Consider the following 19,869-nt stretch of genomic DNA (forward strand, 5'->3'; position numbering starts at 1 on the left):
AGGGAGTGGGATCATGCGGATTGCGGTAATCGGCGGGACCGGGGTACTGGGGGCCTCGGTGGTTCGAGAACTGAATGCGCGCGGACATCAGGTCCGCGTGGTGAGCCGGAGCGCCCCGGCGGATCGAACACTGGAGCACCGGTCCGCGGATCTTGCCACCGGCTCCGGGCTGGAGTCCGCACTGGACGGCTGCGACACCGTCGTCGACGCGGTAAGCGCCCGCAGCCGGACCCGATCGGTCATGGTGGATGGCGTGCGTCGTCTACTGGCGGCCGAGCAGCAGGCGGCTATCGGCCATCACGTCGAAATCTCCATCGTCGGTTGCGATCTCGTCCCCTTCGGCTATTACCACGCGAAGGTGGAGCAGGAGCAGGTAGTCACCACCGGCGAAATCCCATGGACACTGTTGCGCGCGAGCCAATTCCACGAACTCGTCACCCAAATCCTCGCCCTATCGGCACGCTGGCGGCTCGCACCGCGCTCGACGGCGAAGATACAGCCGATCGACGTCGACGCCGTCGCGACAAGACTCGCCGATGCGGTGGACAACGGCCCTGCCGGACGCATCCCGGATATCGCCGGACCGACCGTGCATACCCTCACCGAACTGGCCGATATCTACCGCGAACACACCGGCCGCAAGCTGCTTCCACTCCCGGTGCCGATCCCGGGACGCGCCGGACGCGCCCTTCGGTCCGGTGCCCTCTGCCTGAACGGAAACGGCGACGCGGTCGGCATCGGCTACGCCGAATGGCTCTCCCGCCGACTCACTCGCTGATCAGCCCGGCCGTGCGCCCCAGATCGGCCAGCATCGCCTCGAACAGGATCTCCGGATTCGACAGCGGGATCGGATAATTCCCGAATACCTCGAGAGTGACGTGCCCGTAGAGCCGGGCCCAGATCTGGATCATCAGATACGTCACGCCGAGGTCGAGCTTTTCGGCCGGAAATTTCTGTCCGGACTCCGAAAGCGCTGCCAGCAGCTCGGTTTGGAACAGTACGAGATCATCGCGCAGCTCCGCGGGAATCACATCGGTCGGCGGGGTCACAACATCGTAGGTGGCCAGCAGCCGACCGGCGGCCGCGAGGAAGATCCGCCCGAACGGTTCGTCGAACCGGCGCAGCATGCGCGCGCGGCCCGCGCCCGGCGAGGCGAACACCAGGGTGAATTCCCTGGTGTGCGCCAGCGCCCAGCGCCGGAATCCCTTGCAGATGGCGAAGAACTGCACCGCGCCGTCATCGGGCAGCGTGGCGATCTGCTCGGACAGCTCGGCCGCGAGGTCCGCGCAGAACTCCAGGCGCAGACTCTCCAACAGGTCCTCGCGCGAGTTGTAATACCGGTACAGCGCGGGCGCGGTTATGCCGAGTTCGCGCGCGATCGCCCGCAGCGTGACCGCATCGGGACCGTGCTCGACCAGCAGTGCGCGGGCCACCCGGCGGATATCCGCATCCGAAACCACCGGTGCCCGCCCCCGCGGCTTGGACGTGTTCATAGAGGAATTCAAGCGTATTCGACTTCCCAGCGCTTGATGCCGTTCAACCAACCCGAGCGCAGCCGCACCGGATCGCAGACCTGACGCAAGTTCGGCATCACGTCGGCGATGGCATTGAACATCAGATCGATCTGCAGCCGGGCCAGGTTCGCGCCGACACAGTAGTGCGTGCCGGTGCCGCCGAAGCCGACGTGCGGGTTCGGGTTGCGCAGCACATTGAAGGTGAACGGTTCCTCGAATCCGTCTTCGTCGAAATTGGCCGAACTGTAGAACAGCCCGACGCGCTGTCCCTTCTTGATCTGCTGGCCGCCGACCTCGGTGTCCTGGGTGGCGGTGCGCTGGAATGCGGTCACCGGAGTGGCCCAGCGCACGATCTCATCCGGCGCGGTGCGCGGGCGCTGCTGCTTGTAGAGCTCCCACTGGTCCGGATTGTCGACGAAGGCCTTCATGCCGTGGGTGATCGAATTGCGGGTGGTCTCATTGCCCGCGACCGACAGCAGGATCACGAAGAACGCGAACTCGTCCGAGCCGAGGTTCTCACCGTTGATATCGGCATTGATCAGCTGGGTGACGATATCGTCGGCCGGACATTTGCGCCGCTCCTCGGCCATATTCCAGGCGTAGCCCATGACCTCGGCGGTGGCGGCGTGGTGATTGCCGTCGAACTCCGGATCATCGTAGGAGATCATCTGGTTGGTCCAGTCGAACAGCTTCTTGCGGTCGTTCTGTGGAACTCCGAGTAATTCGGCGATGGCCTGCAGCGGCAGTTCGCAGGCGACCTGTTCGACGAAGTCACCGCGGCCGGTTTGCTTGGCCTCGTGCACAATTCGGGCCGCGCGCTCGGTGAGCGCCGCGCGCAGGCTCTCCACGGCACGTGGGGTGAAGCCCTTGGAGATGATGCGGCGGGTCTTGGTGTGCTGCGGCGGATCCTGGTTGAGCATCAGCATATTGCCGAGCATGTCGATCTGCTCGCGGGTGGTTTCCTCATTGAACCGGATGATCGCGGTGTTCTCGTGCGAGGAGAACACCTCCGGATTCTTCGAGATCTCCTTGATGTGGTCGAGCTTGGAGATGACCCAATAGCCGCCGTCATCGAAGCCGCTGGCCCGCCCGGACTGCGCGCACCACCAGACCGGGGCGGTCCGGCGCAGCTCGGCGAATTCCTGGATGGGCAGGCGGGTGGACAGCAGATCGGGGTCGGTGAAGTCGAATCCCGCGGGAATCGATGGCGTGGTCACGGTCACGGCTATCTCCTAGCGGTCTGACTTGGGCTGCAGACCTCACGACACGGGGAATGGCAGCCAGCGGGGCGGTAGGAACTGTGGAACACGTTCCGAAGCCGATAAAACCACAGATCCGAGAGTTTGTGAATAGTGTTTAGTAAACCCCGTTAACTTCGGTTCGCCCGCTCGCGACCGCCCATTAGAGATAGCTAATAGCTATCAATAGCTCGCTTGATCGCTTATCGCGAAACTGTGGACGCGACCGAGCGGGCCAGCCTGTAATAGGACCCAACAGGTCACCGTTCGGAGGTCCCCATGCCCAGCCTGTACGAGCACGCCGGTGGCGACGAGGCATTGCATCGCGTCGAAGAAGCCTTCTACGACAAGGTGCTCGCCGATCCGGTGCTGAAAACCCAGTTCACCGAACGGCGCCCGACGCACGTCGACCATCTCACCTGGTTCACCGCCGAATCCTTCGGCGGCCCGGACCGTTTCACGCGCAACCTCGGGTTCGACTACATCATCGCCGTGCACCGCGGCCTCGAAATCACCGACGAACAGCGCGAGCGCTTCGCCCAGCTGTATCTGGCGGCGTTCGAGGAGGCGGGACTGTTCGACGATCCGGCCTTCCGGGATGCGGTGCGCGAACATGTCGAATTCGGTGCCCAAGTGGCACAACAGAATTCGCATGCCAAGTCCGACGATGAACTGCACCCGATCCGTGCGGTACCGCACTGGACCTGGGACGGCGACGACTGACCCGCACCTATCCCGTCAGGCGCGCGAGCAGAGCCAGAATCAAGAATGGCACGGTGGCCGAAACATCGGCCGTCTGCTCCTCGGGTGTGCCGTGGGTATGCGCCGCGACCGCGAACCCTTCGCCGAACGATGCCGAAGCCACCTCCAGCGGTCCGCTGTCGGACCAGCCCCATTTGCTGCCCTCGACGCCGGGCAGCCGCGCGGTACCCCAATCCTGCGCGGTTCCGTCGGCCGCCTGCTCACCCGCCGCGGCCATCCAGCCGAAGATCGGCGAACCGGGTTCGGTGCGCTTCTTGGTCGCCAGGAAGGTGGCCACATCCGCGGTGCTGGTGTACGACATCCCCCAGGCCGGGCCCGATTTGGTAGCGGTCAGGTGGTACTCCGCGGCAATGGCGTCGATCGCCTGCGGATACTTCGCGCCGAGTGCGTCGGCCGCGGAGTCGTCGGAATAGCGGATCATCCGCTCCGCCAACGCCAGATCCGTCGCCGACCCGTCGCCTCGATGCAGCGCGTAGTCGACCATATAGAGCTTTACCAGCGACAATCCGGTGCGCATCTCGTATTCGTTGCTGGTGCCCCACTGGACGCCGGGCACCACCGAACGGAAGGAGAACGCGGTTCGCGACGGCACACCGTCCTCATCACCTACCTCGGCGGCGGCGACGGGCGCGGCGAATACCAGAACCGCCGCGACCGCGACCGATATCGGGAAAGCCAAGCGGCCCATGGTTTCACGCCTCCTACGGCACTGCGGTTAGGACGGGCAGCAGCCAATGCCCGTCGATGGCAATATCTTCGACACCTGTCACGGCAAGCCCGAGTGCGGTTCTGGGCGAGACGTTCATGAACCTTCCTTCATCCGACTCGATTCAGACTCGGCGGTTGCCAGCGACCATCGAGCGCGCGCTCCTCGGGCACATACAGGCGAAGCGCCAGCCGGAAGGTGCCGGTTTCCGGTATAGGAAGCCAATTCCCATACGGCACATCACTTCCCGGCTCCGCGAACTGGATAGCGAGTTCCACTGAGCCGTCCGGAAGCGTTACGACAGGACGCTGATGACCGACCGAGTAGATGCCCGCGCGGTTCGGCACCAAAAAGCGCTCCGCGGTGTAGGCAGTCAGCGACCAGAAGGCCCGCGCGGGCGGAGTCCGGTCCGCGGGGAAATGCAGCCGGTACGAGCGCGGCGCACCCTGCTCCCCCGCATTCGCGCTGATCTCCGGATAGACGGTGTCTTCCGGCAGATTCGCGCCGAGTGCGCTGAACGCCGTCGAGGCACGCAGTGAGTAATCGGTGCCGTAGGTGCCGAGGTTCGTCGCGAAACCCCAGCCGTTCACACGTCTGGCTTTGGGATTGGCGTAGTCCGGGATGCGCATCTGGCCAGCCGCCACCGCCGCATCGAGATCGGCGACCGGGGCACCCGCAGTGCCGCCCGGCCGGATGCCGATCTTCGAAAACCGCTGCAGCGCGGGGGCATCGTCGCGAGCGGGCGGGTTGGTGAGCATAAGTGTGCACAGCCGGTCGAAGAAGGTGCGCCCGTCCATCCGCGCAACCTGCTGCGGAGGTGCGATCGGGGCGGTCAAATCGGGATTGATCACCGGAGTCGGCCGTTCACCGCGCAGCCACGCGCTCAGCGGTGCGAGCAGCACCTGCTGCTGCACGCTCTCGGCGGCGGCGAGGTCGGCCTGGCCGCGCAACTCGATGCGACCGATCAGCCATGCGGTCGCGGTCGGCATCGCCAATCTGGTCAGGTTATCCGGCAGCGCACCAGACCAATTGGGGCCGGTGATCACGTAGCCGTAGGGCGGGTCCTGACCGGCGCGTACCCGTGGTGCGACACTGCTGGGATTGTGGGCGGTATTGGTCCAGGCGTCCATGATCTGCATGAGCCAATACCGGTCGCCGTCCATCGGCGGAACCTGCAGCACCACCGGTTCGGTACCCACGTCGAGCCAGGCGGTGGCATAAAGGGTGTCGATATTCGGCATGACCACCGTATTCATCCCGGGATTCACCGGGCTGACGGCCCATATCCGATTGGCGGGTACGGCGGCGGTATTCGACTGCAGCGTGACATCCATCAGCACCAACGGATATCCATAAATATAGGCGTCGGTCGCGACCGACCGCGGATCACTCGGTGGCACGTTACTCGAACTCGCCACGTTATCGGAGTTCGTCGATTTGCCGCACGCGACCAGGCCCGCGCCCGTAACGGCACCGGCCAGCAGCATAGATCGCCGCGACATACTCATGCCTTCTCCCTACTTTCCCGATCAGGTCGGACAACTTCGAGAGAGATCAGCCGGAGTATAGCCACATATTTGCCATAAATCGGTCAAGCGGCGATGCGGACGGGTTTTCGCCGATCAGCCGGTGCCGAGAATCGAATTCATAATCGTGCCCGCACTGGTGGCAACGACACCGCCGATCAAGGCGCCCGCCACCATCTTCGGCGATTGCATCGCACCGCCGCTCCATTTCTCCCAGGCGAACCGCCCACCCGCATAGATGATGCTGATTATCCCGGACAGCAGGGCAAACCAGGTCAGATAGCGCACCATCTGCAGCAGCTTGTCGGATAGCGGCGGAGCTTGCGGCGTCGGATTCTGGATCTGCGCCAACGTCGCATAGGCATCGCCGATCGACATCAGATAGATGTTCATCGTCTACTCCTCGACCATTACGCCCTTTCCATGATCCGCACATCGAGTCGTCTTGCAACCTCGCCGGGATCGTGACTGCACGGTCGCCGAGAAACCGATACCATCGCGGAGAGCGAGTTACCCCCTTGTCCCGCATCCAGAATGAGCAACACGAGATGATCCTGGCCGCCGTTTACGACACTTGGGCACAGATCGGCAATCCCACACCCGAGGCCCCTCCGGTGTCCGACAAGATTCTTCAACTGGTCCGTTACTTCACCTGGTTCGTGCTGCTCGCCGGCATTTGCGCCATCATCTACGCAGGTGGTCGCTTCGCCTGGGAGAAGTGGAGCGGCGGCGGTCTGGAATCCCCGAAGATGGTGGCCGGCGCCATGATCGGCGGTGTCATCGCCACCAGTGCGGGCACCATCATGAACGCGGTCATCGGCTGAGTTCGCGACTTCGACTGCGGACCGGCACGATTCAGCGCAGGATGCCCGCTCGGCCGGCCGCGCGTAGCCAGTCCGGGAATTCGCCCAGCAACCGGGCATACAGCTGTGCGTCGTCCACCTGGTCTATGTCGTCGAGGGCGAAGAAGCCCGCGTTGTCCACGACCCGATCCGACATTTCGTCGAGGGTGCGCAGCAGGCCGTAGTTGGCCCTGCCGAGGCCGACGAACTGCCAGAAGGCGGGCAGACGGGACGCATCGCGCATGAGTGCGGCGATCTCGCGCTTCTTCGCGAAGCCGCCGTCGGTGAAGAACAGCACCAGGGTCGGCGCATCGCCGGGCCGCAGCGATGCGATGATGTCGCGCATGATCGGCAGTTCGTCATTGCGACCGCCGATCCCGGCATAGTCGATGCCTTGGTGAGTGCCGGTGAGGTGCAAGAAGGTCTGGGCCCATGCCTCGGCGTGCTCGACGGTGATATCGGGCAGTTTCGCGAAGGACAACGCGTAGAGGTAGGCCTCCAGGGTGCCGTCCTCATCGAGCTGGGTGGCCACCGGGATCATCCGCTGCACAACGCGATGCACGACCTGTTTGCTGTATTGCCTGCTCATGCTGAGGGTCTTGTCGATGACCAGGACGACGCGGGCGCGAATTCCGAAGGCGTTCTTGTTGATCAGGACCTTGGCTACTTCGCGTTTGCGCAGGTCGAGTTGGGCGCGCTTCTCGAAGGAGAGTTCGGCTTCGCCGGGCACGGTGCGGACCTCCGCGGTGGCGGGCGGCGCGGGCTCGTCGTCGACGCTCACCCCGTGGTCGGTGACCAGCGCGGCGAAACCGCCCGCATAGCCCTGCCCGACCGCACGTACTTTCCACTCGGAATTACGCCGATACAGTTCCAGTGCGATAACAACAGATTCGCTGTCGAGTCCCTCGATCACATACTCGTAGAGTGCATTTCCTGTTCCGTCGGCAACAGTCGCAACCGGCGGCGCGAATTGCCCGAAAGTTGCCCCGGATTCGTCCAAAGTGATGACCACCCGTATCTGGGCAATATCGGCGGGTACCTGGGCCGCGGAAACGGCCAGCGCCGCAGGCGTTCCCGATCGCAGTTCGACACCGGGCGCCTGCGGCTGATTGAAGAAGACGAAATCGGCGTCGGTGCGAACGCGGCCGGCTTCGGTCACCAATAATGCCGAGACATCGGCCGGGGCGATGGATCGCACCGAGACAACGACATTCGATGCCGCGAGCGGGCCATTCTGTCCCTTGACGAGTGATATGCCCACCGCGACTCCTTGCCGTACCTGATCGAACCCGAACAGACTAGGCGTCTCACAGACCTCTGAGCAGTGTCAACACATCCAACGCTGTTTCGACGGAACCGCTGAGCAGCCGGATCTCCGCCGCGGTCGCATCGTGCAGTCCAGGATCCTCCAGTGCCAGGCCATTTCCATAGATCACCACGTTGTATCCGAGATCGGCGGCCCGTAGCAGCGGACCGGTCGCCACGCCCGCGCCGAGCAACAGGTCCAGACCCTCGCCGACGAAATAGAACCGCCACAGCGGACCGAGATCGCCGTTGTAGATCTCCTTGGTACGGTCGATGATCACCTGACCGGAGGCGGCGATGCCGTCGACGATCTCGAAGTAGTCGGGCGCGTTCTCCGGCCTACTCGCAACCGTCGCCACCGAATATGGGAGATCAACGGTCAAATGCGCGTTGTAGCCCGCCATGGCGACGTGGGCGGGCGATACCTCGCACCTGCGAGCGAGTTCGAAATACCGCGCCCAGTGCGGCTCGACCGGCGCGCCGGTGAATGCCGCATGCACATTGACCAGGAATCGCCGCAGCAATTCCAGGCTGATCGCATGCGCGTACTCCCGATCCTGAAACGCACCGGGATCGCGCTGTAATGGCATTACCGCCACCTGCTCCACACCGTCGAGTCCGAGCGGAAACAGTCCGCGCCGATCCCGGTGGGCGACCAGTATCTCGGTGATCTCATGGTGGCGCGCGACCGCGCTCTCCAAGCGTTGCAACGTATCTCCGGTCAGCGTGCTGGTATCGGAGAGTTGCGCGATGGTGTCCAGTTCGTCCGCCGACAGCGGGGTGCCACAGAACGCCGGATCAACCGGCTGCGCTAAGGCCACCGGCGTCAGCCCGACGGCAATCGCGATTACTGCGGTGATCAGTCCGAGGATGGCCGTTCGCAAGGAAGCTCGCACCGCCGGAGTCTAAGCGCGATTCAGGTTTCCGCCGAGCCGTGACACGGCACCTGATCACCACACGCTATCGCTTCGAGCGCGACCAGCCGAAGGTCAGGGCTACGGCGCGTTTCCAGTTGTCGTATTCGTCTTCGCGGTGGGTGGGGTCCATTTGGGGGATCCATTGTCCGGCGAGGCGCCAGTTGCTGCGTAGGCCTTCGAGATCGGGCCAGTAGCCGACGGCCAGTCCGGCGGCGTAAGCGGCTCCGAGAGAGACCGTTTCCGCGACGAAGGGACGCATGACGGGGATATCGAGGACGTCGGCGACGATCTGCATGAGCAGGTTGTCGGAGGTCATGCCGCCGTCGACGCGCAGGGTGCGGGCTTGGAGTCCGGAGTCGGCGTTCATGGCGTCGACGACTTCGCGGGTCTGCCAGGCGGTGGCCTCCAAGACGGCGCGGGCGAGGTGGCCCTTGTTGATGTAGGAGGTCAGGCCGATGATCAGACCCCTTGCGTCACTGCGCCAATGGGGTGCGTAGAGGCCGGAGAAGGCGGGCACGATATAGCAGCCGCCGTTGTCTTCGACTGTGCGAGCGAGGGTTTCGATCTCGGGCGCACTCGACACCAGACCGATATTGTCGCGCACCCACTGCACCAGCGAGCCGGTGACCGCGATCGGCCCCTCCAGTGCGTATACCGGTTCGGGTTCGATCTGATAGCCGATGGTGGTGAGCAGACCGTGCGAGGACTGCACCAGCTCGCGCCCGGTATTCATCATCAGGAAGCCGCCGGTGCCGTAGGTGCATTTGGTTTCCCCACGGGCGAAACAGGTTTGGCCGAATAGCGCGGCGTGCTGGTCGCCGAGTGCGGCGGCGATCCGGATGCCGGGTACGACCCGGCTGGTCGTCCCATAGGATGCGGTCGACGGCTGAATGCTCGGCAGCATCGCGGCTGGAATTCCGAAGAACTCCAACAGTTCTCGATCCCAGGCGAGTGAGGCGATATTCATCAAGAGCGTGCGGCTGGCATTGGTGACATCGGTGCGATGCACACCGCCGTCCGGTCCCCCGGTCAGATTCCAGATCAGCCAGGTCTCCATGGTGCCGAACAGCACGTCCCCGCGCTCGGCCCGATCCCGCAGTCCCGCAATGATATCCAACAGCCAGCGCAGCCGCGGAGCGGCGAAGTAACCGGCCAGCGGCAGGCCGCACAGTTCGCGAATCCGTTCCGCACCCGGCTTGCTTTCGAATTCGCGCACCAGCTCGTCGGTGCGCACGTCCTGCCAGACGATTGCCCGGCGGATCGGCACACCGGTGCGGCGATCCCACACCACCGTTGTCTCGCGCTGATTCGCGATACCAAGGGCCGCAACCTGTTCCGCGGCGATACCGGAATCCCGCAGCGCCTGCGGCACGATCCGCTCGACATTGCGCCAGATCTCCAGTGCATCCTGCTCGACCCAGCCGGGCCGCGGATAGTGCTGCTGGTGTTCGCGCTGTGCGACGCCGACCAGGCGGGCGCGCTGATCGAACAGGATGCACCTGGTGGAGGTGGTGCCCTGGTCGATCGCCAGCACATAGCGTTGCGACATCGGCTACTTTCTGTCGGACGAAAATTCGGATGGTCGAGCTAAACGAGACTCACTGTCCGGCACCGAGATCCCGCGATACCGCATGCGCCGCGTCGCGGACGTGCCCGACCAGCGTCGGCCGGTGCCGCAGTCGCGGATCGCAGAGCCGATCGACCGGGCCGCTGATCCCGATCGCACCGACCACGAGTCCGCCGTGTGTCCGGATCGGCGCGGCTATTGCGGCCGTCCCGGATCGGAATTCCTCGATCTCCCCGGCCCATCCAGCCTGCCGGACCGCGGTAAGCGCCCGGCTGAGCGCCGCCCGGTCGACAATGGTGCGCCGGGTGAGCGGCGCCAACTCGGCACCGCGAACAGCGGCGGCGAACTCGGCGTCATAGGCGAGCAGCACCTTGCCGAGCGCGGTCGCATGCGCCGGTAGCAATTCACCGACCTCGAGTGCCTGTTCGGAGTTGTCCGGCCGGAAGACGTGGTGCACGACCACAACGCTTTCGTCCGCCGCGGCGCCGATCCGCACCGACTCTCCCGTCCGCGCGGCCAGGGCGTCAGCCCAGTTGATCGCCCGCGAGCGCAGTTCGTTGTTGTCGAGATAACTCGTCCCGAGATGCAGTACGGCCGCGCCGAGCTGGTACTTGCCGCTGGCCTGATCTTGTTCGACGAACCCGACACCCTGCAATGTACGCAGGATGCCGTGCGCGGTCGGCTTGGCCAGCCCGAGCGCACCTGCGATTTCGCCGACTCCGAGACGGCCGGAACCCCGAGCGAGCAGCTGTAGGACGGCCGCCGCTCGTTCGATCGATTGGATCGGACCGGGCATACGCGGAAACCTATCCGCGCGATTCGACAATGTCGAACACACACCAACCGACGAGCAACATCTACGCAATGCATGTGACCTGCATCATCGCGACCTCCACGGTCGCTGGACAGTAGTGACGTCGCCCAGCGATGACCATCACAATCGTTCGGCATTGTCGAACGCACGCTATGTCCGTTTCGGCGATCCGGTCGTAACGTCGGCCCCAACGGCCGCAACCGCGGCAGTCTTTGCAGACGGAGGCTCAACGTTGAACTTCGGCTCGCTATCCGCAACCGAGGCACTCGGCACAGCGATCCCGGTGCTGCTTGGTGTCGCCGTGGTCGCGAATGTGTTGCTGACCAAGTCCACTCGGCCGGTTCACTCGCCGAACTCGCTGTCTTGTCTCCCGATGCGTTTTCCGAAAGGACAGCAGCGATGAGCCAGTACGTCGGCGCCATCGATCAGGGCACCACGAGCACCCGCTTCATGGTGTTCGACCACGGCGGCAATGAGATCGCCCGGCACCAACTCGAGCACGAGCAGATCCTGCCCCGCGCGGGTTGGGTGGAGCACAACCCGACCGAGATCTGGGAGCGCACGCGCTCGGTCATTGTGTCCACCCTGAACAAGGCGAATCTCGTCGCGAGCGATCTGGCGGCGCTCGGCGTGACCAATCAGCGCGAAACCACCGTGGTGTGGAATCGCCGGACCGGGCGGCCGTATTGCAATGCCATCGTCTGGCAGGACACCCGCACCGACAAGATCGCCGCCGAGCTCGAACGCGCGGGTCACGGCGAAATCATTCGGCGTAAAGCGGGTTTGCCGCCGGCGACCTACTTCTCCGGCGGCAAGTTGCGCTGGATCCTGGACAATGTGCCGGGCGTCGCCGCCGACGCGGACAAGGGCGAGGCCGTCTTCGGCACGACCGACACCTGGCTGCTGTGGAATCTGACCGGCGGCATCGATGGCGGCGTGCACGTCACCGATCCGACCAATGCCAGCCGCACCATGCTGATGGATCTGGAATCCTGCGACTGGGACGACGAACTGTTGTCCGTCTTCGGAATTCCGCGCGCCATGCTGCCGACCATCGCGCCCTCGTCGAATCCGGAACTGTTCGGCAGGACCCGCGCCGACGGACCGTTCGGCGGCGAGGTGCCGCTGGCGGGTGTGCTCGGTGATCAGCAGGCGGCCACCGTCGGTCAGGTGTGCTTTCGCCCCGGCGAGGCCAAGAACACCTACGGCACCGGAAACTTCTTGCTGCTCAATACCGGGACCGAACTCGTGCGCTCCCAGCACGGACTGCTCACCACCGTCGCCTACCAGTTCGGCGACGAGAAGCCGGTGTACGCGCTGGAGGGTTCGATCGCGGTCACCGGCTCGGCCGTGCAGTGGTTGCGCGATCAGCTCGGCATCATTTCCGGTGCGGCGCAAAGCGAATCGCTGGCCAGGCAGGCCGAGGACAACGGTGGGGTGTACTTCGTGCCCGCGTTCTCCGGTCTGTTCGCGCCTTATTGGCGTTCGGACGCACGCGGTGTGATCGTCGGGCTGTCGCGCTACAGCACCAATGCCCATCTCGCACGGGCCACCCTGGAGTCGATCTGCTATCAGACCCGCGATGTCGTCGAGGCCATGGAGGCCGATTCCGGTGTGCGCCTGGATACCTTGCGGGTGGACGGTGGCGTCACGGCCAACGAACTGTGCATGCAATTGCAGGCGGACTTCCTCGGTGTGCCGGTCTCACGGCCGGTGGTCGCGGAGACCACCGCACTCGGAGCGGCCTATGCCGCCGGACTGGCCGTCGGATTCTGGAGCGACACCGACGAACTCGTACAGAACTGGCGCGAGGACAAACGCTGGACACCCACCTGGACCTCGCAACAGCGCGAACGTGGCTACGCCCGTTGGAAAAAGGCGGTCGCGCGCACGCTCGACTGGATCGACGTCGACGACTGACAACTCGCAGACTCAGTAGCACCGAAACAAGGAGACATACCGTGTCCGCACGTTTGGACTCGAACTACCGCACTAATGCACTGAACACATTGGGCGACAACGAAATCGACGTACTCGTTATCGGCGGCGGCGTAGTTGGCGCCGGTGCCGCCCTCGATGCCGCCGCCCGCGGCCTGACCGTCACCCTGGTCGAGGCAAGGGATTTCGCCGCAGGCACCTCGAGCCGCTCCAGCAAGCTCATCCACGGCGGCCTGCGCTATCTGGAGCAACTCGACTTCTGGCTGGTACGTGAGGCTTTGAAGGAACGCAGCCTGCTGCTGCACCGACTCGCCCCGCATCTCGTGCGCCCGGTGTCGTTCCTGCTGCCACTGCAGCACCGGGTCTGGGAGCGCGCCTACATCGGCGCGGGAGTCGCGCTCTACGACACTATCGGCGGGGCCAGGGCGCTGCCCATGCATCGGCACCTATCACACACGCGCGCAATGGAATTGGCGCCCGCACTACGCGACGACGCGATGATCGGCGCGATCCGCTACTTCGACGCCCAGGTCGACGATGCGCGCCACACCATGACCATTGCCCGCACCGCCGCCCAGCACGGCGCGACGGTGCTGACCCGCACCAAGGTCACCGGTCTGCTGCGCGACGGTGAGCGGGTGATCGGCGCCCGCGTCACCGATGTGGAGACCGGTCGCGAATACACCGTGCGCGCCCGCCGGGTGATCAGCGCGACCGGCGTCTGGACCGACGAGATGAACAAGATGACCGGGGTGGATTTCCCATTCCACGTACGCATGTCGAAGGGCGTGCACATTCTGGTCCCGCGTGAGCGACTCGACCTGGATACCGGTCTGATCATGCGCACCGAGAAGAGCGTGCTGTTCGTGATCCCGTGGGCCCGGCACTGGATCATCGGCACCACCGATACCGATTGGGCGCTGGACAAGAATCATCCGGTGGCCAGCGATGCCGATGTGCAGTACATCCTCGACCATATGAATGCGGTGCTGCGAGAACCGTTGTCCCGCAACGATATTGTCGGCACCTACGCCGGTCTGCGGCCGCTGCTGTCGGGCGCATCCGCCGATACCGCGACGCTCTCGCGCGAACACGCTGTCGCGGAACCGGTTCCGGGTCTGTTCGTGATCGCGGGCGGTAAATACACCACCTACCGCGTGATGGCGGCCGATGTGGTGGACGCGGCCGTCAAGGGGCTGGGTCGCGCGACCGCCCCGTCGGTGACCGAACACCTGCCGCTGCTCGGCGCCGTCGGATTCCAGGAACTGGCGGCCGATGTGAACAGCGTCGCGCAGCGGGCCGGTCTGCCCGTCACAACCGTCGAGCATCTGCTCGGTCGCTATGGATCGGACGTCTCCGAGTTGTTCGAGGTGATCGCCGCCGAACCGGAGTTGGCCGAACCACTCCCCGGTGCCGGTGCATACCTCGGCGCCGAGGTCGTCTACGCGGTGACATATGAGGGCGCACTGCATCTAGACGATGTCCTGACCCGCCGCACCCGCATCTCGATCGAAACCGCCGACCGCGGCCTGACCGCCGCACCCGCGGTGGCCTACCTCATGGGCACCCGACTCGGCTGGGATGCCGCGACCACGGATCGCGAAATCACCCGCTACCGCGAGCGGGTGGAGGCGGAATTGGCCGCGAACAAGGCCGCCGACGACGAGTCGGCCAATGCCGCGCGCTTGGTCGCCGTCGCCTGAGTTCGATGGCGCTGAGTTCGATGGCGCGTGGTACGAAATCGTACCGCGCGCCATCCGCGTCAGATGTCCGAGCCGCCGTAGCCACCGGGCGTCGATTCGTCGGTTTCCAACTGCTCCTCCTGCGGATGTTCGTCGGCATGCGTGGGTTTGCTGTGCTCGTCCGCGAAGTCGCCCTCGTCGTTCTCGATTGTTCGCGGATCGATCTTTCGTCCGGTCATGCTCGTCGTATACCCGGGATCCGCCGCCGAACGCAGACCGATCAGCTTTGATCGGGCAACTGCGTCCCGAGTCGGTCGCGGGATCGCGGGCGACGCTGGTGGCACCATTCGATATCGCGGCGACAAAACCGAAAGATTGCCCCCAGCGCATGTTCATCCGAAAGATCGGCTGCGCCGAATGTAGGTAAGTAAGCATCCCACGTTCGGAATGAGGCTATTTATGGGCAAACATCGAGCGACAGCGCGGATTCGACCCATACGTCGACGAACCGCCGCACTCACCTTGGCAAGTGCGGCCCCGCTGTCCGCCATCCTGATCAGCGCCGCACCCGCGACCGCTGACTCACAGCCACTAGACAACAGGTTCGTCGTCGAGCCATCGGCTCCGGTCGGCGACAACATCGCACTCGCTCCCTTGCCGCTGTGGAGCGCCACCGCACTGGTGGCCGATCCGAACCCCGACCCCACCGACAGCGTGGACACGACAGGCCCCGACCAGGGCCCACAGATGCTCGTCACCGACAATCGCATTCACATCGGCAATCTCCAGATGGATCGCCCGGACTGGCTGCCGTCCGAATACGCCGCCCAGATCAACGATGCGTCCGGAGGTGCTAAAACCGCACTGTCCCAGGGAATTCAGTCGGCGGGTACCGACCGCGCCCGCTCCGACCATGTCGCCGATACGATGATCGGTGACGCCATCATCGGCGCGTCGGTGGGTGCCACCCTAGCGTCCCCGCTCGCCGCCACCAGCGCGGTGGTCGGCGCGGCTGCAGGTTTCATCGCCGGAATCCCCTTCCTCCCCGCGGGACTGGTGGTCGTCCCCGTCATCGGCGCGGCCATCGGCTACGCGGTGATCGCCGCACCGGCCGCGGCGGCCGGCGCAGCCGTCGGTGCGGCGGTCGGCGCAATCGAGGGTGCCGCCACCCCGATACCGCTCCAGGAGCAACCGGCAACCGCATAACCTACGTTGCGCGGCAATTGCCGGATGTGACCGTTGCCGCGGGTGGACAATCCTCGCGTGAGCCCGTTACGCCGTATCAGCCGAGCAGTGCTGGCATTCCTGCTGGTAGTGCTGGCTGGTACCGTCGGCTACCTCATTCTCGGGTTCGGGTTGCTCGATGCGCTCTACCAGACGGTGACGACCATATCCACCGTCGGCTTTCGCGAGGTCCACCCGCTCAACGCTGCGGGCCAGCTGTTCACGATGGTGCTCATCATCGTCGGCGCGGGCACCGCGCTGTACATGTTCGGTGTCCTGCTCGAGGCGCTCATCGAAGGACATCTCCGCGAACACATGGAGAGGCGACGGATGGACCGGCGCATCGACCGGATGTCCGGTCATATCATCGTCTGCGGCTGGGGCCGCGTCGGCACCGCGTGCGTGCAATACCTCAGCGGGCTGGGTAAACAGATCGTCGTCGTCGATCGCGATCCGGCGCGGCTGCAGGGGCTCGAATATCCCAATGTGCTCGGCGATGTCACCGATGACAGGGTGCTGGAGACCGCCGGCATCCAACGCGCCCACGCCTTGATCGCGGCGCTGGACGGCGATGCCGACAATGTCTACGTGACCTTGTCGAGCCGGGCGCTGCGGCAGGATCTGGTCATTGTCGCCAGGGCGCGCACCGAGGGTTCGAAGTCGAAACTGCTTCGGGCCGGGGCGAATCGGGCGGTGAACCCGCAGTTGATCGGCGGGCGACGAATGGCGGCGTTCGCTTTGCAGCCCAACGTCGCCGAATTCCTCGACGTGGTCATGCACGACGAAACGCTCGACTACCGGATCGAGGAATTCGATATCGCCCCGGACTCGCCGTTGATCGGCCGCACACTGGAGGACATCGCGGTGCGCCAGACGACCGGTGCACTGGTGCTGGCCATTCGCACACCCAATGGGCAGTTCATCGCCAACCCTCTCGCCGAAACCATACTGGCGGTCAACACGATTCTGATCGTGCTGGGCACAGCGGCCCAACTCGATGCGATACGCGGCTTCGGCCACAAATAGATCGAGCGGGGTGCCACAAATAGATCGAGCGGGGTGCCGCTGGGCGACACCCCGACACCGATCTAATCCAGGAAAACCGGCAGCGTACGGTGTCCATTCGAAATGAAGCTGCCGACCGGCGCCAATTCCGACGGATCCACGGCCAACCGCATATTCGGGAACCGCTCGAATATGGCAGGCAGGGCGATCGTCGCCTCGAGCCGGGCGAGCGGGGCGCCGATGCAGTGGTGCGCGCCGTGCCCGAAGGACAGGTGTTCCTTATTGACCCGCTGCAGGTCGAACGTGGCAGCGGTGGCGCCGTGCAGGTTCGGATCGCGGCCCGCGGCGGCGTAGGACGCGAGAATCGCCTCGCCTTTGGGAATTCGGATCTCGCCCAGCTCGATATCGTCGACCGCGTAGCGCAGCGGCAGATGCGCGACCGGCGCCTCGTAGCGCAGCGTCTCCTCCACCAGATCCGACCACGGCACCCGGCCCTCGATCAGATCGGCGCGCTGCTCGGGATGGGTGAGCAGGATGAAGATCGCCTGGTCGAGCAGATTGACCGTAGTCTCGTGACCGGCATTGATGACCAGCATCAAGGTGTCGACGAGTTCCTTCTCGCTCAACTGTGAACCGTCGTCCTCGTCGCGGGTGGCGATGAGGACACTGGTGACATCGTCGCCCGGAGTTTCGCGCCGGTAGGCCACGAGTTCGCTGACCAGGCGATACATCTCGAGGTAGTTGGCCTGTGCTTCCTCGGGGCCGAACGAGGTGTCGAAGAAGCCGTCGACGCATTTGCGCAGGCCGGGTCCGAGATGTTCGGGCACACCCATCATTTCGGTGATGATCTCGATCGGCACCGGATAGGCGTAACCCTCGCGCAGATCGGCCACCTCCCCCTTCGGCGTGGCCGCGAGCGCGTTCAGCAGTCCCTCGGTGATCGCCTCGATGCGTGGACGCAGCGCCGTGGTGCGGCGGTGGGTGAATGCGGGCGAGACCAGCTTGCGCAGGCGACGGTGGTCGGTGCCGTACGCGGTGAACATGTTGTCGACCGCGATCCACGGCAGCAGCGGCCACTCCTCGGTGATCTCGCCATTGATGAACGAAGTCCAGTGCTGCCGTGCGTCTTTCGACACCCGCGGATCGGCGAGCAGACTCTTGAGCACGGCGGCATCGGTTACCGACCATGCGGGCACACCACCGGGCAGGGCGACCAGCGCAACCGGTCCGCGCTCCCGGATCCGCTCGTTCTCGCCTTGGATATCAGCGCCGGTCAGATCCAGGACCAGCGGTTCATGCTCCATCGTTATCTCCTAGAGGACGGGCAGTGGAGGGGACTTGGGGAAGACGACCGGCAGCGCCGCCAGTGCCCGGTGGAATGGTCCGGGCCGCCAAGTCAATTCGTCTGCGGGCACGGCCAGATCCATCTCGGGGAGTGCGTCGAGCAGCTGATCGATGGCATCCTGAACGACCAGGTAGGCAACGGATTTCGCGGGGCAGGCGTGCGGCCCGGCGCCCCAGGCCAGATGCGAGCGGTTGCCGGTGCGGTCGCCGCCGCGGATCGCCGGATCGTTATTGCAGCCCGAAAAGCTGACCACGACCGGCTGATGGGCGGGCAACCAGGTGTTGTCGATGAGGGTCGGCTGGCGCGGGTAGGTGATGCTGAAGTTCGCCATCGGCGGGTCGTTGAACAACACCTCGTCGAGTGCGTCGCGGGTCGAGAGGCTACCGCCGAGCATCTCACCGCCGAAGCGGTCGTCGGTTAGCATCAGCAGCAGGGTGTTCGTGATCAGATTCTGCATCGGTTCGATGCCCGCACCGTAGAAACTGATCAGCTGGCATAGCATTTCGGTATCGTCGAGCTTGGACGGGTGGTGAGCCATTCGCGAGGTGACGTCGTCACCGGGCTCGGCCCGGCGTAGCTGCACCAGCTCCAGTAGCGCCTCGCTGAGCATCGCCATACCAGCGGCCGCCTCGACGGTATCGAAGAGCATCGCCATACCGGTCGCGACCCGCTGCCCCAGTTCCGTTGGGCAGCCGACCATCTGGTTGATGACCTCGAAGACGACCGGCAGCGCGTACTGGGTGACCAGGTCGACCTCGCCTGCCTCGCAGAAGCTGTTGATCACCGGGATGGCGATCTTCTCGACCGTCGAATGCAGTTCGTGCAGATCGATTCCGTCGATGCTGCCGGTATACGCCTGCCGATAGCGGGCATGCGCCGCCCCGGTATTGCGTAGTGCGTTCGGGTACCACATCATCATCGGCTTGATGGGTGAGTCGTCGGGAATTGTCTGTTCCCATTGCCGCGGATCCGCCGGAAAGTGTTCGGGATCATTGAGGATTCGCACCGCGGTCTGATACCCGACCACCAGGGTGGCGGGCACACCCGGCGCCAACTCCATCGGCACCAGCGACCCGTATTGGCTGCGGGCCTCCCGATAGGCCCGATGTGGATCCGCGGCGAACTCCTCGGTATGCAACAACACTCGGGGTTCGCCGGGATCCAGTGGTGAGCCGTGCTGGGCGGGGCAGACTCCGGTCGCGGTGGCGCGGGTTGACGATGGCGTGGTCAAAGGCGTGACTCCAGACGTTGGATCAGCAAGGTGGCCAGGATCAATGGAAGCACCGCGGCGATAACACAGCCTGCGGCCACAGCACTCAGTTCAGCCCTCCTCGCGACGCCGACCGTATGTGACCCCGGCCATGAGGTCCGCGTCGAGAACTCGGACCCTGGCGAGGCAACCACAGTCGACTGCGGTCACCCCACAGTCCCTGCACGACAGGCGATTTCGACACACAATCACCGGACGCCCTACCAGCCGCCCA

19 protein-coding genes are annotated in these 19,869 nt (G+C 64.7%); 7 read left to right on the top strand and 12 right to left on the bottom strand.

All coding sequences use genetic code 11. The features are described 5' to 3' along the window. Window positions 1-13: 13 nt before the first annotated feature. On the top strand, window positions 14-778 hold the full coding sequence (locus AB0J47_RS15255; protein WP_364345640.1) for an NAD(P)H-binding protein: 765 nt from the start codon (window positions 14-16) through the stop codon (window positions 776-778). Here AB0J47_RS15255 and AB0J47_RS15260 read toward each other — a convergent pair. Then, the gene (locus tag AB0J47_RS15260; RefSeq protein WP_364345642.1) at window positions 768-1,493 is read right to left on the bottom strand and encodes a TetR/AcrR family transcriptional regulator; all 726 of its coding nucleotides are present in this window, start codon (window positions 1,491-1,493) and stop codon (window positions 768-770) included. The two genes, AB0J47_RS15255 and AB0J47_RS15260, sit on opposite strands and share 11 nt — an antisense overlap. A gap of 8 nt (window positions 1,494-1,501) precedes the next feature. Continuing rightward, window positions 1,502-2,731, bottom strand: a complete 1,230-nt coding sequence (locus tag AB0J47_RS15265; RefSeq protein ID WP_364345729.1) for a cytochrome P450 — start codon at window positions 2,729-2,731, stop codon at window positions 1,502-1,504. 300 nt (window positions 2,732-3,031) lie between these two features. Between AB0J47_RS15265 and AB0J47_RS15270 the strand changes: the two genes are divergently transcribed. Next, window positions 3,032-3,475 carry a group II truncated hemoglobin gene (locus AB0J47_RS15270; RefSeq protein ID WP_364345644.1) on the top strand — a complete coding sequence of 148 codons (444 nt, stop codon included), beginning with the start codon at window positions 3,032-3,034 and terminating at the stop codon, window positions 3,473-3,475. Between the two features lie 7 nt (window positions 3,476-3,482). Here the strand turns inward: AB0J47_RS15270 and AB0J47_RS15275 are convergent, their stop codons facing one another. The 3 genes from AB0J47_RS15275 to AB0J47_RS15285 all read right to left on the bottom strand — a co-directional run bounded on the left by AB0J47_RS15275 (window position 3,483) and on the right by AB0J47_RS15285 (window position 6,139). Continuing rightward, on the bottom strand, window positions 3,483-4,202 hold the full coding sequence (locus AB0J47_RS15275; protein WP_364345646.1) for a hypothetical protein: 720 nt from the start codon (window positions 4,200-4,202) through the stop codon (window positions 3,483-3,485). Window positions 4,203-4,330: 128 nt separating this feature from the next. Then, on the bottom strand, window positions 4,331-5,728 hold the full coding sequence (locus AB0J47_RS15280) for a DUF1254 domain-containing protein (RefSeq protein ID WP_364345648.1): 1,398 nt from the start codon (window positions 5,726-5,728) through the stop codon (window positions 4,331-4,333). A 114-nt stretch (window positions 5,729-5,842) separates the two neighbouring features. Then, window positions 5,843-6,139: a hypothetical protein gene (locus tag AB0J47_RS15285; RefSeq protein WP_364345650.1), complete on the bottom strand. Its 297-nt coding sequence runs from the start codon at window positions 6,137-6,139 to the stop codon at window positions 5,843-5,845. Window positions 6,140-6,294: 155 nt separating this feature from the next. On the opposite strand from AB0J47_RS15285, the gene AB0J47_RS15290 reads away from it, so the two are divergent. Beyond that, window positions 6,295-6,570, top strand: coding sequence for a hypothetical protein (locus AB0J47_RS15290; protein WP_364345652.1), 276 nt, complete (start codon window positions 6,295-6,297; stop codon window positions 6,568-6,570). 31 nt (window positions 6,571-6,601) lie between these two features. Here AB0J47_RS15290 and AB0J47_RS15295 read toward each other — a convergent pair whose 3' ends face one another. The 4 genes from AB0J47_RS15295 to AB0J47_RS15310 all read right to left on the bottom strand — a co-directional run bounded on the left by AB0J47_RS15295 (window position 6,602) and on the right by AB0J47_RS15310 (window position 11,173). After that, entirely contained in the window at window positions 6,602-7,849 is a 1,248-nt protein-coding gene (locus tag AB0J47_RS15295) for a VWA domain-containing protein (protein WP_364345654.1), read from the bottom strand. A gap of 46 nt (window positions 7,850-7,895) precedes the next feature. Further along, window positions 7,896-8,789, bottom strand: coding sequence for a DUF5995 family protein (locus tag AB0J47_RS15300; protein WP_364345656.1), 894 nt, complete (start codon window positions 8,787-8,789; stop codon window positions 7,896-7,898). 64 nt (window positions 8,790-8,853) lie between these two features. Continuing rightward, window positions 8,854-10,359 (bottom strand): glycerol kinase GlpK, encoded by a 1,506-nt coding sequence (gene glpK, locus AB0J47_RS15305; RefSeq protein ID WP_364345658.1) that lies wholly within the window; start codon window positions 10,357-10,359, stop codon window positions 8,854-8,856. A 49-nt stretch (window positions 10,360-10,408) separates the two neighbouring features. Continuing rightward, window positions 10,409-11,173 carry an IclR family transcriptional regulator gene (locus AB0J47_RS15310; protein ID WP_364345660.1) on the bottom strand — a complete coding sequence of 255 codons (765 nt, stop codon included), beginning with the start codon at window positions 11,171-11,173 and terminating at the stop codon, window positions 10,409-10,411. 417 nt (window positions 11,174-11,590) lie between these two features. On the opposite strand from AB0J47_RS15310, the gene glpK (AB0J47_RS15315) reads away from it, so the two are divergent. Both glpK (AB0J47_RS15315) and glpD read left to right on the top strand, forming a co-directional pair. Next, complete coding sequence (glpK, locus tag AB0J47_RS15315) at window positions 11,591-13,111, top strand: glycerol kinase GlpK (RefSeq protein WP_364345662.1); 1,521 nt, start codon at window positions 11,591-11,593, stop codon at window positions 13,109-13,111. Window positions 13,112-13,152: 41 nt separating this feature from the next. Continuing rightward, window positions 13,153-14,832, top strand: coding sequence for a glycerol-3-phosphate dehydrogenase (glpD, locus tag AB0J47_RS15320; protein ID WP_364345664.1), 1,680 nt, complete (start codon window positions 13,153-13,155; stop codon window positions 14,830-14,832). A 59-nt stretch (window positions 14,833-14,891) separates the two neighbouring features. On the opposite strand, the gene AB0J47_RS15325 is transcribed toward glpD, so the two are convergent. Then, entirely contained in the window at window positions 14,892-15,050 is a 159-nt protein-coding gene (locus AB0J47_RS15325; RefSeq protein ID WP_364345666.1) for a hypothetical protein, read from the bottom strand. A 220-nt stretch (window positions 15,051-15,270) separates the two neighbouring features. On the opposite strand from AB0J47_RS15325, the gene AB0J47_RS15330 reads away from it, so the two are divergent. Together AB0J47_RS15330 and AB0J47_RS15335 are read left to right on the top strand one after the other, a co-directional pair. Beyond that, on the top strand, window positions 15,271-16,017 hold the full coding sequence (locus AB0J47_RS15330) for a hypothetical protein (RefSeq protein ID WP_364345668.1): 747 nt from the start codon (window positions 15,271-15,273) through the stop codon (window positions 16,015-16,017). A gap of 57 nt (window positions 16,018-16,074) precedes the next feature. Then, window positions 16,075-17,061 carry a potassium channel protein gene (locus AB0J47_RS15335; RefSeq protein ID WP_364345670.1) on the top strand — a complete coding sequence of 329 codons (987 nt, stop codon included), beginning with the start codon at window positions 16,075-16,077 and terminating at the stop codon, window positions 17,059-17,061. A 62-nt stretch (window positions 17,062-17,123) separates the two neighbouring features. Here the strand turns inward: AB0J47_RS15335 and AB0J47_RS15340 are convergent, their stop codons facing one another. Both AB0J47_RS15340 and AB0J47_RS15345 read right to left on the bottom strand, forming a co-directional pair. Next, entirely contained in the window at window positions 17,124-18,344 is a 1,221-nt protein-coding gene (locus AB0J47_RS15340) for a cytochrome P450 (protein ID WP_364345672.1), read from the bottom strand. A gap of 9 nt (window positions 18,345-18,353) precedes the next feature. Next, window positions 18,354-19,616 (bottom strand): cytochrome P450, encoded by a 1,263-nt coding sequence (locus AB0J47_RS15345; RefSeq protein ID WP_364345674.1) that lies wholly within the window; start codon window positions 19,614-19,616, stop codon window positions 18,354-18,356. Window positions 19,617-19,869: the final 253 nt, after the last annotated feature.

This window comes from Nocardia sp. NPDC049737, assembly GCF_040674755.1.
In the GTDB taxonomy this organism is placed as follows: Bacteria; Actinomycetota; Actinomycetes; order Mycobacteriales; family Mycobacteriaceae; genus Nocardia.

Coding starts and splice junctions, on each gene's coding strand:
- AB0J47_RS15280 (WP_364345648.1), bottom strand. CDS start 5,728: ATGAGTATGTCGCGGCGATCTATGCTGCTGGCCGGTGCCGTTACGGGC.
- glpK (WP_364345662.1), top strand. CDS start 11,591: ATGAGCCAGTACGTCGGCGCCATCGATCAGGGCACCACGAGCACCCGC.
- AB0J47_RS15285 (WP_364345650.1), bottom strand. CDS start 6,139: ATGAACATCTATCTGATGTCGATCGGCGATGCCTATGCGACGTTGGCG.
- AB0J47_RS15340 (WP_364345672.1), bottom strand. CDS start 18,344: ATGGAGCATGAACCGCTGGTCCTGGATCTGACCGGCGCTGATATCCAA.
- AB0J47_RS15275 (WP_364345646.1), bottom strand. CDS start 4,202: ATGGGCCGCTTGGCTTTCCCGATATCGGTCGCGGTCGCGGCGGTTCTG.
- AB0J47_RS15255 (WP_364345640.1), top strand. CDS start 14: ATGCGGATTGCGGTAATCGGCGGGACCGGGGTACTGGGGGCCTCGGTG.
- AB0J47_RS15260 (WP_364345642.1), bottom strand. CDS start 1,493: ATGAACACGTCCAAGCCGCGGGGGCGGGCACCGGTGGTTTCGGATGCG.
- AB0J47_RS15270 (WP_364345644.1), top strand. CDS start 3,032: ATGCCCAGCCTGTACGAGCACGCCGGTGGCGACGAGGCATTGCATCGC.
- glpK (WP_364345658.1), bottom strand. CDS start 10,359: ATGTCGCAACGCTATGTGCTGGCGATCGACCAGGGCACCACCTCCACC.
- AB0J47_RS15325 (WP_364345666.1), bottom strand. CDS start 15,050: ATGACCGGACGAAAGATCGATCCGCGAACAATCGAGAACGACGAGGGC.
- AB0J47_RS15310 (WP_364345660.1), bottom strand. CDS start 11,173: ATGCCCGGTCCGATCCAATCGATCGAACGAGCGGCGGCCGTCCTACAG.
- AB0J47_RS15330 (WP_364345668.1), top strand. CDS start 15,271: ATGGGCAAACATCGAGCGACAGCGCGGATTCGACCCATACGTCGACGA.
- AB0J47_RS15290 (WP_364345652.1), top strand. CDS start 6,295: ATGATCCTGGCCGCCGTTTACGACACTTGGGCACAGATCGGCAATCCC.